General features: G+C 58.2%; 1 rRNA gene. It reads right to left on the bottom strand.

The annotated features are described in order from the left end of the window. Positions 1 to 213 (bottom strand): 23S ribosomal RNA (locus tag EL84_RS00025); the annotation flags it as partial.

Below are 213 nucleotides of genomic sequence, written 5' to 3'. Positions count from 1 at the left end.
CCCGCATTTTTCAACATGCGTGGGTTCGGGCCTCCAGTGCGTGTTACCGCACCTTCACCCTGGACAGGGGTAGATCACCCGGTTTCGGGTCTACGTCCACGTACTCAGTCGCCCTATTCAGACTCGCTTTCGCTGCGGCTCCGGCTCTTCACCTTAACCTTGCACGGGAACGTAACTCGCCGGTTCATTCTACAAAAGGCACGCCATCACCCC

It is taken from the genome of Paenibacillus sp. VT-400 (assembly GCF_001029205.1).
Taxonomy (GTDB): Bacteria; Bacillota; Bacilli; order Paenibacillales; family Paenibacillaceae; genus Paenibacillus; species Paenibacillus amylolyticus.
The sequence above is the reverse complement of the archived record's forward strand: the minus strand, read 5'-3'. Positions and strand labels throughout refer to the sequence as shown.